The 12,359-nt window shown below is 60.6% G+C and carries 10 protein-coding genes; 6 read left to right on the top strand and 4 right to left on the bottom strand.

The features are described 5' to 3' along the window. The first annotated feature begins 31 nt into the window (after positions 1–31). Genes QP934_RS08275 through QP934_RS08265 form a run of 3 tightly spaced genes read left to right on the top strand, consistent with a single transcriptional unit; the run spans position 32 to position 3,932 of the window. Positions 32–1,150 carry a potassium channel family protein gene (locus QP934_RS08275; RefSeq protein ID WP_419127284.1) on the top strand — a complete coding sequence of 373 codons (1,119 nt, stop codon included), beginning with the start codon at positions 32–34 and terminating at the stop codon, positions 1,148–1,150. Further along, a complete protein-coding gene (locus tag QP934_RS08270; protein WP_419127283.1) occupies positions 1,151–1,882 on the top strand; it encodes an NAD(+) diphosphatase in 732 nt (243 codons plus the stop codon). Next, positions 1,875–3,932: an ATP-dependent DNA helicase UvrD2 gene (locus QP934_RS08265; RefSeq protein WP_419127282.1), complete on the top strand. Its 2,058-nt coding sequence runs from the start codon at positions 1,875–1,877 to the stop codon at positions 3,930–3,932. Before QP934_RS08270 ends, QP934_RS08265 begins: the two co-directional genes overlap by 8 nt. Here QP934_RS08265 and QP934_RS08260 read toward each other — a convergent pair. Next, positions 3,910–4,797, bottom strand: a complete 888-nt coding sequence (locus tag QP934_RS08260; RefSeq protein WP_419127281.1) for a hypothetical protein — start codon at positions 4,795–4,797, stop codon at positions 3,910–3,912. The two genes, QP934_RS08265 and QP934_RS08260, sit on opposite strands and share 23 nt — an antisense overlap. A gap of 62 nt (positions 4,798–4,859) precedes the next feature. On the opposite strand from QP934_RS08260, the gene QP934_RS08255 reads away from it, so the two are divergent. Next, entirely contained in the window at positions 4,860–5,381 is a 522-nt protein-coding gene (locus QP934_RS08255; protein WP_337888237.1) for a M48 family metallopeptidase, read from the top strand. Here QP934_RS08255 and QP934_RS08250 read toward each other — a convergent pair. Continuing rightward, positions 5,378–6,799, bottom strand: coding sequence for a zinc-dependent metalloprotease (locus QP934_RS08250; RefSeq protein WP_419127280.1), 1,422 nt, complete (start codon positions 6,797–6,799; stop codon positions 5,378–5,380). The two genes, QP934_RS08255 and QP934_RS08250, sit on opposite strands and share 4 nt — an antisense overlap. 93 nt (positions 6,800–6,892) lie before the next feature. Here QP934_RS08250 and QP934_RS08245 point away from each other — a divergent pair, with 93 nt between their 5' ends. Then, entirely contained in the window at positions 6,893–7,957 is a 1,065-nt protein-coding gene (locus QP934_RS08245) for a PDZ domain-containing protein (RefSeq protein WP_419127279.1), read from the top strand. 5 nt (positions 7,958–7,962) lie between these two features. On the opposite strand, the gene QP934_RS08240 is transcribed toward QP934_RS08245, so the two are convergent. Next, on the bottom strand, positions 7,963–8,631 hold the full coding sequence (locus QP934_RS08240) for a beta-N-acetylglucosaminidase (protein ID WP_419127278.1): 669 nt from the start codon (positions 8,629–8,631) through the stop codon (positions 7,963–7,965). A gap of 46 nt (positions 8,632–8,677) precedes the next feature. After that, positions 8,678–9,214, bottom strand: a complete 537-nt coding sequence (locus tag QP934_RS08235; protein ID WP_005322346.1) for a PPA1309 family protein — start codon at positions 9,212–9,214, stop codon at positions 8,678–8,680. A 123-nt stretch (positions 9,215–9,337) separates the two neighbouring features. On the opposite strand from QP934_RS08235, the gene QP934_RS08230 reads away from it, so the two are divergent. Continuing rightward, complete coding sequence (locus QP934_RS08230) at positions 9,338–12,295, top strand: UPF0182 family protein (RefSeq protein ID WP_419127292.1); 2,958 nt, start codon at positions 9,338–9,340, stop codon at positions 12,293–12,295. Positions 12,296–12,359: the final 64 nt, after the last annotated feature.

Below are 12,359 nucleotides of genomic sequence, written 5' to 3'. Positions count from 1 at the left end.
TCATTCGAGACCAGAAAAGAAGGCTGGGCTAGTGGCCAAAAAACGTGCGCAGGCAATGAAGTCACGCTTTAGAAGTCGCTTCTTGCCGCAGGTCGAGCTGTCCTCGCAGCCGGATCACGCGCTCATTGATGTCATTACGGTGCCGAGGGATGAAAATTCCAGCCCGTGGCGTCAGCTGGGCAAGCGTGTGCTGTGGGCTTTTGCCATCGTTGTCTTCGTGACCGCCGTGGTTTATTTGGACGGCGGTGGGTATAGCGAGGACATGTCGTTATTGGACTCCGCCTACTATGCGGCGGTGTCCCTGACCACCGTGGGTTACGGCGATATCGTGCCCGTGTCCCCGCAGGCCAGGTTCATTAACTTAACGCTTATTACCCCTGCCCGCCTGATCTTCCTTGTTTTATTGGTTGGCGCGACCTTGTCCGTGTTGACGGATAAGGCCCGCCGTACTTTCCAAATCCAGAACTGGAGAAAGCAATTGCGTAACCACACCGTCGTTATCGGTTATGGCACCAAGGGCGCCGGAGCCGTGGCCGCGCTGCTGGCCGATGATGTTCCGTCCTCCCAGATCGTGGTCATCGATACCAACCGTGCGTCCCTCGCTCACGCCGAGCACCATGGGCTGGTCACCATCTTTGGTTCCGGCACCAAGCAGGACGTGCTAAAGATCGCTGGGGTAGAGCACGCCAGCTCCATCGTCGTTACCCCATCCACGGACGATACCGCGGTGCTGTGCTGCCTCTCCGTGCGAGAGCTTGCGCCCAAGGCCAAGATCGTGGCGTCGGTGCGCGAGTCTGAAAACCGTCACCTGTTGCTCCAATCCGGTGCAGATTCCGTGGTCACCTCCGCTGAGACGGCCGGTCGACTGCTAGGCCTAGCCACCGTCACCCCGACGGTGGTGGAGATGATGGAAGACCTGCTTTCACCCAACGAGGGTTTCTCCGTAGCCGAGCGCGCCGTGCGCGAATTCGAGGTGGGCTCCAACCCACGCCACCTGGCAGATATCGTGTTGGCTGTTTTGCGCAACAACGAGCTGCACCGCGTGGATACCGCGGATGCCTCCGCGCTGAAGCCGGGCGACCGCCTGCTCTACATCAAGCATGAGATGGAACAGCCCATCGAGGTCATGGACGATGATGATGAGGATTAAATGTTCCTCCCAGTAACCCCTCACGGCCAGGTACCGGTTACGGCAGCGGGGGAGCCGGTGCTGGTGGAGAAGGTTCCCGGGGACGTCGGCAAGCACGCAGTAGTGGACCTAGGTACCCTGCAGGCGTGCGCGTATCCGGAAGACGGTGCTAGCGAGCTGGGCCGGCTGGAAAGCGCGACGTTCTTTGCGGACCAGCCGGTGATTTTGCAGGCGATTGCGCTGATCCGCAACCGGCGCGAGCAGCGCTTTGATCCGCGCACCGGTCACAAGCTGGACTACCCAGCACCGGGAATCGTGGGGCGCGATCCTGTGGACGAGCGCCGGATGGTCTTCCCGCGCCTAGATCCTGCCGTCATCGGGCTTATTCGCCTCAGCGGCACCGATCGGATTTTGCTGGCGCGCAATCGCCGCCGCACTAGCTTTTTCTCCCTGATCGCCGGTTACGTTGAGCCGGGCGAGACCGCAGAGGCCGCTTTTGCGCGCGAGGCCCTAGAAGAAACCGGGCGCAGGGTGGATGATATTCGCTATTGGGGCTCGCAGGCGTGGCCACCGAGTGGCTCCCTTATGCTGGGCTTTTGTGCGCGCACGGCTGATGTCCACCCCACCTGCCATACTGATGGGGAATTGGAAGAAATCCGGTGGGTGGAGCGCGCCGAGCTGCCTGAGCTAAAGCTTCCACGTCCGGGTTCAATTGCACACACGATGATTATGGAGTGGTATCACGGTGACTAAGCCGGATTTGTCCCTGCTTGATGAAGATCAGCTGCGCGCGGCCACGGCACCGCGCGGACCCGTGTGCATCTTGGCCGGCGCGGGTACGGGCAAGACCCGCACTATTACCTATCGCATTGCCAACTTGGTGGACCAGGGTTTTGTGAGCCCGCAGCGCGTGCTTGCGGTGACCTTCACGGCGCGAGCGGCCGGAGAAATGCGCGACCGCCTACGCACTATGGGCGTGGCCGGCGTGCAGGCGCAGACCTTCCACGCGGCGGCGCGCCGCCAGTTGAAGTATTTCTGGCCGCAGGTAGCAGGAGATCTTCCGTGGCAACTGCTGGATAATAAATTCCCCCTAGTTGCCCGCGCGGTGCGCTCGGTGGGGCTGGATAATTCCAAGGACATGATTCGAGACGTCCTGGCGGAGATCGAGTGGGCTAAGTCCGCGCTGGTCAGTGCCGAAGATTATGAGTTCGTGATCGCGAATACGGACCGCAGTGCACCGGCCGATCCGGCGAAGGTAGCAGAGGCCTTCCGCCGCTACGAGCAGTCCAAGGCCACGCCGGACATGATGCACTTGGACTTCGATGACCTCCTCATGCACATCGCAGGTGCCATCGAGAATGTGCCGGCGATTGCGGAGACCTTCCGCGAGCAGTACCGCACCTTTGTCGTCGATGAGTACCAGGACGTTACCCCGCTGCAGCAGCGGGTGCTCAACGCTTGGTTGGGCGAGCGCGATGACCTTACCGTGGTGGGCGATGCCAACCAGACCATTTATTCTTTCAACGGCGCCTCCCCGGACTACCTGCTTAATTTCTCGCGCACGTACCCGGATGGCACCGTGGTCAAGCTGCAGCGCGACTACCGCTCCACGCCGCAGGTAACTGACCTGGCCAACCGGGTCATCGGCAAGGCTACCGGCCGCGCAGCTGGCACGCGCTTGGAGCTGCAAGGCATGCGCGAGCCAGGTCCCGAGCCCACCTTCAAGGCCTATGAGTCCGAAGAGATTGAGGCCCAGGAGGTGGCCGGCCAGGTCCTCACGCTGCTAGACCAGGGCGTGCCGGCCTCCGAGATTGCCATCCTTTACCGTATCAATGCCCAGTCGGAGCAGTTTGAGCAGGCGCTTGCTGACGCCGGAGTGGTTTACCAAGTCCGCGGCGGCGAGGGCTTTTTCCGCCGCCCGGAAATCCTGGAGGCGATCCGCGTGCTCATCGCCGCGACCCGCCGCGAGGACCTGCCGGATGACCCAGTGGCGATCGCCCGCGCCGCGTTTGTCGAGCTGGGCTTGAGCTCCACCGAGCCGCAGGGCGCCCAGGCCCGCGAGCGCTGGCAGTCCCTCAACGCACTGGTTGGGCTCATTGAAAAGATTGTGGAATCCACTCCTGGCATCGATCTCAACGGGGTGCTGGGGGAGTTGCGCCGGCGCTCTACCGATAAGCAGGCCCCAGCTATGGAAGGCGTGACGCTGGCTACCGTGCACGCCGCCAAGGGCTTGGAATGGGACGCTGTATTCCTCGTGGGGCTAACGGAAAAGCTTATGCCCATCAACCATGCCATCAAGGCTGGCGACGAACAGGTAGAAGAGGAGCGCCGCCTTTTCTACGTGGGTATTACCCGCGCCCGTGAGCACCTCGCACTGTCGTGGGCGCTGGCGAAGACTACCGGCTCGCGGGCTTCGCGCGAGCGCACGCGCTTCCTCGATGGCATCGTTCCCGCGGCCGAAGATGCCTCCGGCGGTGGGGCTCGCTCGCGCCGCCCGAAGCGCTGCCGCGTGTGCTCTGGTCCGCTGGGAACACCGGCGGAAAAGGTCATAGGCCGCCATGAAGATTGTGAAGGCGGCGGCGATGAAGAGGTCTTTGCTGCCTTACGCTCGTGGCGGTCCCAGATTGCGCGCCAGGAAAAGGTTCCGGCCTATGTCATCTTTTCCGATGCCACCCTGCAGGCGATTTCGGAGGAACTGCCCTCCGATGAGGCAGAGATGCTGTTCATTTCTGGCGTAGGCCCTAGCAAGCTGGAGCGCTACGGCGCCCAAGTACTAGAGGTTATTCGTTCGGTTCGCAGCTAGCCAGGTTGGTCTTGCCGCCGAAGCACACCGGGCAGCGTGGATGCGCAATGACGGTGCGCTGCTGATGGTGTCCGTAGACATCGATTTCCCACTGCTGTCCGGGGCGCGGCTTTGCGGTCGGTGCGCCTGGCGGCAGCGGCCGCCCCATCAGCCGCCGGATGATCACTTGTGTATGCGCCGTAACAGCATCGAGCACCACGGCTTCTGGCGTGCGGCGCACGCGGGTGAGCTGGGTGCTGATGATATTCCACAGTGGGTCCATATCCACGCGGGCCAAGTGCGCACACAATGGGCACGGTCCTTGGCCCCGCAGCCGTACAGGCCCGATGACGCCACGATTGTCCAGCAAAGATACCGGAATCCACGTAGTGCCTGTGCCCGCGAGCGCATTCGCACAATCCAGTGGGCAGTGCAGCTGGTCCACAGCGAGTACTGGATACATGCCGTCGAGGTCGTGGATATAGGAAAAAACATTGTCTTCCTCCAACGGGATGCGGACCTGGAAGCCATCCGCCTCAAGGCGCGCGCGGAGCCTCTCCGCCAAGGCGGATTCTCCCATGAGGACAATGGTGTCTGCCTTGGCATCGGCCTCGTTGTGTGGCCAGAGGATGCCGTAGTCCAGCGCGTCTTCAATGAGGCTCAGCGCCGCCGCCTTCTCAAGCCCTGCAGCACGCAGTCGTTCAGATAAGTCCTCCGGGGGCACTGGTTCGCGAGCGGTGTTGAAAGCCGTCGCGACGGTGAGCGCGCTTCCAGTTTCCGCAACCCCAACGCGGGTGGCATCCATGCCAAATTGGATCACCGTTTCCTCGCGGCACAACACTGCGCTGCCTGGCGCCAAGACCACTTGGGTGGCAGAAATCCCCACGCTTTTAACCCCTTCCCCCGAAGTATGTGGTCTCCATTGCACCACAGGTACAATCACCTGTCATGTCGAGCACGCAGCCCACCGCACCGCAGCCCCCAGAGGTCAAAGTCATTCGCTCTGCCAAGCGGAAGAAAACCGTGCAGGCGCGCATGGTATCCGGGGTGCTCGAGGTACGCATTCCCGCGTGGATGTCCGCGCGGGATGAGCGCGATGCCGTCGCAGACATGTTGGCGCGGGTGGAGAAGAAACAGGGCAGTGGCCGCCGCACGGACGCCCAGCTCGAAGAACATGCGCGGCGGCTCAACGCGGCGTATTTAGATGGCCGTGCAACCATCGGCTCTATTCGGTGGGTGAGCAACCAAAATACGCGGTGGGGTAGCTGTACTACCTCCACCGCGGATATTCGGCTCAGTGACCGGCTGCAACACGTGCCGGATTATGTGCTGGATTCAGTGATCATTCACGAGCTCACCCACACCTTCATCCCGCGCCATGGGCGGGATTTTTGGCAGTGGGCGGACAGGGCGCCCCACGCTGAGCGGGCGAAGGGCTATCTTGAGGCCTATCAGCGCTGGGGCTGCTAGTTCTCTTCGTCCTCGTTGCCCTTGTCCTTCTTGTCGTCTTTGCCTTCCGGCTTTTCGGAATCCGTGGACTCGTCGCCCTGCGCTGCAGAAGAATCCTCGCCGTTCTTCAGCATTTCCTCCAGCTTGGCAAACTCTTCTTCAAAGCCCTCATCCGGGCCTTCGTCCAGCAGGGAGTCGATGAAGGCGGCCGGGTTATCGAGGTGCTCCGCAGTGGGCAGGAAGTCCGGGTGATCCCAAGCCTTATCGCGCTTTTCCGCGCCCACGGCCACGGTGGCGCGGCGCCATAGCTCTGCGGCCTCAGAGACCTTAGGGGCATTGAGCTCGATGCCAACCACCTTGCTGAAGGCGTTCTCGGCGGAACCACCGGTGCTGCGGCGGTGTGCCCATGCCTGGGTCAGCTTCGAGGTCGACGGGATGCGCTCGCCCAGTGCCTCAGTAACCACGTGCTCGGCCCAGCCCTCTACCAAGGCCAATAGGGTTTCGAGGCGAGATGCGGCCGCAGTGTTCTTGGACGTGATGCGCGGGGAGAGGTCCATGCCCTGCAGCTTGCTCATTGCGTCCTGGATTGCCTGTGGATCGCCGGACTCGAGGTTGAGTTCGCGGGTGACTTCCTCCAAGTGGGAAGTATCAATGACCAGGCCGATGGCATATTCCTCTACAGAGGAGACGATGCGCTCTACCAGCCAGGGCACGTGCTTAAACAGTCGCTGGCGGGCAGCCTCGCGGGCGGCAATATAAACCAGCACCTCCTGGCCAGGAACATTAAGCTCGCGGGCGACCTTCTGGATGGTCTGTGGCAACAGTGCCACGGTATTGGCTGGGGCGATGGGCAGGCCGAAATCGGAACCGGTCAGCGCCTGGGAGGCCAAATCGCCCAAGGCGTGGCCGAGCTGCATGCCAAAATTCATGCCAGACATCTGGTTCATCATCTTGGTCATGGGGCCCATCATCTCGCGCGCTTGTTCCGGCATGGAATCCAGCTGAGCATCATTCATGTGCTCGGCCACCGGGGTGACCATGCGCTGCCACGCCGGCATGGTCTCTTCCAACCACTGCTTGGAATCCCAGGCCTTGGCCGTGCCGGAGGCGGTGGGCAAATAGGTGGCGTCATCAAGCCAGAGCTCCGCCAAGCGCACGGATTCTTCTACGGCCTTGGTGTCATCCGCGCTTACCGTCTTGGACTGCGAGATTTGCTGCAGGGCGATGCGCTTGGCCATGTCGTAATTGACTGGGCCGGAGTTTTCCGGCGAGTTCATGGAAGAGCCCATGCCGGATAGCATCTGACCGAACTGGTTCAGCATGTCACCGAGGCCGCCACCATTAGCGCCGCCGAATGCGCCGAACGGGTTCTGGTCACGACGTCCGTCATTATCGTCGTCATCGTTATTGGGGAAAGAAAAACCGAATCCGTTGCTCATGCGTCCTAATCTACCGGCACCATCCGGCTACTTTCCATGATCCCCGCTACGCTGACAGCGAACACTACGGCAAAGGTTGTAGGGTATTGATCCGTGAATTCTCCTGCTAGCCGTCGCGTCCGCACCATCGCCTGGGGTGCCATCCCCGTCGTCCTCACCGGTGCGTTGGTATCGCTTGACCATATCCCCGGCACCGATGTGTCTTTGACCGTTCCTTATGCCGCTGAGGGGCCCGGTCCCACGGTGGACACGTTGGGGGAGGTCGACGGCACCCAGGTCGTTGATGTTCAGGCACCGAAAACCTATGACACCGACGGCCACCTCAACATGACCACGGTCTCCGTGCGCACCAATATGACCCTGGCGCAGGCGCTGGGCCGCTGGATGATGACTGATGACACGATCGTGCCCATCGATACCGTCATCCCGCAGAACATGAGCGATAAAGAGGTAGAAGAGTCCAATAAGCAGGCCTTTACCCAGTCCGAGTCTGCCGCAACCGTCGCCGCAATGGATTACCTCCACCTGCCGGTGAAGATCACCATCGCGGAAGTGTTAGATGAAGGCGCGGCGCAGGGCACGCTGAAAAAGGACGATGTCATAACCGCAGTTGACGGCAAGGAGGTCTCGGAGCCAGGCGAGGTCCAGGACGTCATCAAGCAGAAAAGCCCTGGCGATAAGGCCACGCTGACCGTCCAGCGTGGCGGCACTGAGCAAGAAGAAGAAATAGAGCTCGGGGAGAATCCCCAGCAAAAGGGGCAGGCAATGCTTGGCATCGCCATGCTCTCGGTTCCGCAGGACGATATTAAGGTCAAATACAACCTGCAGGATATTGGCGGGCCCTCCGCTGGCATGATGTTTACCCTAGCGGTTATCGATAAGCTCAACGAGGAAGACCTTACCGGCGGCAAGTTCGTGGCCGGTACGGGCACTATTCAGGAAGACGGTGAGATAGGCCCCATTGGCGGCATCCAACATAAAATCGCCGCGGCGCACGAGGCGGGTGCGGAGCTCTTCCTCGCGCCGAAGGATAATTGCTCCGAGGCCGCCGCGAGCGATCACGGCGATATGCCCATCGCGGCAGTTTCCACCTTGGATGAGGCAGTGTCCACAATGAAGGACTTCGCGGACGGCAAGGATATTAAAACCTGCCAGTAGCCGGCCTACTTAGCTAGGCCCAGCTCCTTGATCTTCTCTTCCGGGTCTTCCTGGTCGGAAGAGATCATCTGTTGCATGACCATGCCTTCTTTATTGTCCACTACGGTAATGACCGCGGTGGTTCCCAAGGTAGACCAGCCTACGACGCGGTCGCCGTCATCCTCAATGACCTGCGAGCTGCGCAGCTCGGTAAGCACCTGCGTGGTTTGCTTCGCCTTGGAGTGCGAGCGGAAGAACTGGAACTGGCCTACCTCTGGCCCAGAGCAGTTGTAGGAATCGTCCCCGCCCGTGGAATCGCAGCGGTCAAAGAGGGCGAAAAGCTCCTTGGGCGCTACCGGAGCAAAGATGTCATAGGCCTTGGCCACAGACTTTTCCATCTTTTCGGTTCCGGGCTCCTTGCTTGCCGACGCCCCCTCCGACGCCTCCGAGCTTTCCGCCGCGCTCGATTCAGCGCTGGACTCAATGGTGGAGGAGCTAGAGGCGGTGCTGGTTTCCTCAGCGGTATCCGCCGCAGGGGCGGTGGTCTCGGCGCCGGCGGCGGTGGTCTCCACGGGGGCGTCGGCAGGCGCGGCATCGTCCGAGGAACAAGCGGCAGTGCTCACGCCTACACCCAGCAGAAGCGCTGCTGCGGTGGCGCGGGTGGCGGTCAGGCGAGTGAGAGTAGTGCGTCGCACGGTAGGAAAATGCTCCTTAGTCGCAGGCGAGAATTGTCACTTCAGTCTAATCTAGCTCATCCGGGTCTTGGTTCAGCCCATAGCGCAGGGCCGCAATGACCCCCGGAGCTACCTGTGGGCCACCGCGCAACTGGATGTCATCCTCTGCGAACGGTCCGGCCGCTTCCAGCTCCTCCTCGGTGGGACGCAGCTGCAGCAAGGTAGTTTCGATGCCTTCCTCTCGCAGCGCCCCGGAATAAAGGCGCGCCGGGCGAGGGGAGGGGTCCTCGCTGGAGGTATCGCGGAACTTAATTTCTTGGGCCAAGATGACGCCGGCAACCTCCCGGGGCCAGGCCAGGCGAGAGACATAATCGGCCAGCTGCTCAGAACCGGGCTCAATGTTTTCGGGCACATTATCTTGCACGATGAGGGTCAGCGGCGCGGCGTCCTCTTCATCGAGCGCGGCAAGCTGATCGGCTACCAAGTGGGTGGGAACCAGCGCGAAGATGGTGGGCCGAGCGTCCCAGCCTTCGGCGTGGACGAATTCCACGGCTTCGGTCATCGCACGGTTTAAAGCTGGCTGTGATAATTCGGGGGAACTCATGAACATCCTTATTCGTTATCTGTGTATTACTTCCTTAAGCTGGAAGAAGTCTACAGGTTTTATATTCGCACTATTTGATTGGAGCTGGCGTTGTCCTTAGGGTCATCCACACCAGCCGCCCCGTTGAAGCGGCCCCCGCGGGTCGCGACAATCATTGCGGCCATCATTGCCGTCCTTTTGTTCTTCGGCCCCATGCTCGTGGGCGTGTACACGGATTGGAGGTGGTTTGGTGCGATTGAATACCGGAACGTCTTCACCACCGCGATTATTGCGCGAATAGTCCTCTTTATCATCTTTGGCCTTATTGCCGCCGCAGTGGTGTGGGCCGCTGGCTACTTTGCCTGGCGCGGGCGCCCGGATTCGCTCGACCTTGGGGACCTGAACTCGCCGGTGTATCAGTACCGCAAGTCCATTGAGAAGTCCATGGGCGTCTTCTTCAAGGTCATCCCCGCCATCGTGGGCGTCATCGCCGGTTTCATCGGTCAGGCTAATTGGCGCACGGTGCTGCTCTTCCTCAACGGCCAGGAATTCGGCGAACAAGACGCCCAGTTCCACCACGACCTAGGTTTTTATGCCTTCACGTTGCCAGTTCTGAAGATGGTGGTGAGCACCCTATCCATCTTGTTGATTCTGGCCTTCCTCATCGCGCTTTTCGGCCACTACGTGCTGGGCGGCATCCGGATTGGCAATAAGGCCGCCGGTGTGCGCGGATCCATTTCCCGCCCAGCCCGCCTGCAGCTGGCGGTAACCGCCGGCCTGTGGATGGTAACCCAGGTCATTGGCTACTGGTTGGAGCGCTATGAGCTGCTTAATACCCAGCACGACCTCTTCACCGGTGGTTCCTATACCGATATCCACGCCTACTTGCCGGCGAAGATCATATTGATGATCATTGGCGTCTTTGTGGCCGTGGCCCTGTTTATGGCCGTTGTCATCAAGGATCTGCGTATCCCCGGCCTGGCAGTGGTGCTGATGCTGCTGTCCTCGCTGGTCATTGGCCAGGCATGGCCGCTGCTGATGGAACGCTTCTCCGTACAGCCCAACCGTCAAGCCAAGGAAGAAGAATCCATCGCCCGCAATATTGAGGCAACCCGCTATGCCTATGGGCTCACGGATGATCACGTCACCTATGAGGACAACTGGGGCGGGGATGAAGTCTCCGATGACAAGGTCGCCTCCGATAACGCCACCATCAATAACCTTCGCTTGCTGGATCCGGAGATTCTTTCTCCTACCTTTACCCAGATGCAGCAGCTGAAGAACTTCTACGGCTTCCCAGAGACGCTGTCGATGGACCGCTATGAGATCGACGGGAAGAAGCGCGACTTCGTCGTCGCCGCCCGCGAGCTAGACCCGAACGAGCTGCGGGAGAATCAGTCGGACTGGATTAACCGCCACACCGTCTATACCCACGGCAACGGCTTTGTGGCAGCGCAGGCCAATAAGGTTGATGAGGTGGCCCGCGATGCCGGTTCTGCCCGCGGTGGTTTCCCCATCTTCACGGTTTCTGACCTGCAGACCCAAGCCGGCGAGGCCGAAGGCGAAGGCGAAACCCAGGATGCAGAGAAGTCCCTTGGCATTAAGGTAGACCAGCCGCGCATCTACTACGGTCCAGTCATTGCCGGTTCGGCCGATGGCATGGATTATGCGATTACCGGCAAGACTGGTGATAACCCGGTGGAGTATGACACCGATAGTTCTACCTACACCTATGACGGCAAGGGCGGGGTTGGCATTGGCAATATCTTTGACCGCACCATGTACGCCGCCAAGTATCGCGAGCTGAATTTCCTGCTTTCGGATCGCGTCGGCAGCGAATCGAAGCTGCTGTATGACCGTGATCCGCGCGAGCGCGTGGAAAAGGTTGCTCCGTGGCTGACCACCGATTCTGCTACCTACCCGGCCGTGGTTGATGGCCGTCTGAAGTGGATTGTGGATGGCTATACCACCTTGGAGTCCCTGCCTTACTCCCAGCGTGCCTCGCTTTCCGACGCCACCCAGGACACCCTCAACCCCGATGGCACCACCCAGCGCTTGGTCAATGACAAGGTCGGCTATATCCGCAACTCGGTCAAGGCCACCGTCGATGCCTATGACGGCACTGTGGACCTCTACGAGTTCGACAAGAATGACCCGGTGCTTAAGGCCTGGCAGGGCGTCTTCCCGGACGTCGTTAAGCCTGAGGCGGAGATCTCCGATGAGCTGCGCGAGCACTTCCGCTACCCGGAGGATATGTTCAAGGTGCAGCGTGACCTCTTGGCCCGCTACCACGTGGATGACCCGAATGTCTTCTTCAATAACGATGCCTTCTGGTCCGTGCCGAATGACCCCACCGCGGAGGAATCCCGCCAGCTCAATCAGCCGCCGTACTACGTGATGGCCGCAGATCCGAAGACCGGCAAGCCGACCTTCCAGCTGACCACGTCTTACCGTGGCCTCAACCGCGAGTTCTTGTCTGCGCACATGGCTGTATCCTCCGATCCGGAAAACTACGGCGATATCACCGTGCGCGTGCTGCCCACCAATACACAGACCCAGGGCCCGAAGCAGGCACAGGATGCGATGATGTCCTCCGACCAGGTCGCCCGCGACCGCACTTTGTGGGAGGGCACCAATGACCTGCACAACGGCAACCTGCTAGCCCTGCCAGTAGGTGGCGGCGAAATCCTGTATCTCGAGCCGATCTACTCGCAGCGCAAGGACCAGGCTTCTGCCTTCCCGAAGCTGTTGCGCGTGCTCGTGTCCTATAAGGGCCGCGTAGGCTACGCCCCGACTATTGGTGATGCCCTTGAGCAGGTGGGAATCGATGCCAAGTCCGCCCAAAACATTGAGGAGGTCGAAGGCGATTCCGAGGACAAGGACGGTGCCAAGGACGACAAGAATAAGAAGGATGCCAAGGAGGACAAACCTTCGGCTCCAGCTTCCGCTCCGTCTTCTTCTGATCAGGCTGGCGCCATCGATGACATCAACAAGGCTTTGAAGGGCCTTGAGGATGCACGCGATGGATCCTTCGAGGAATACGGCCGCGCCCTGGATGAGCTCGACAAGGCAGTCGAGTCCTACCAGTCGACGGAGAAGTAGTCCCGGCTCATAATCGCAATGAATTAGGCACCTGCCCAGCGGATTTGGGTAGGTGCCTTTTCCT

This window comes from Corynebacterium sp. MSK122 (assembly GCF_030229435.2).
In the GTDB taxonomy this organism is placed as follows: Bacteria; Actinomycetota; Actinomycetes; order Mycobacteriales; family Mycobacteriaceae; genus Corynebacterium; species Corynebacterium marquesiae.
This window is presented reverse-complemented; position numbering and strand designations above follow the sequence as displayed.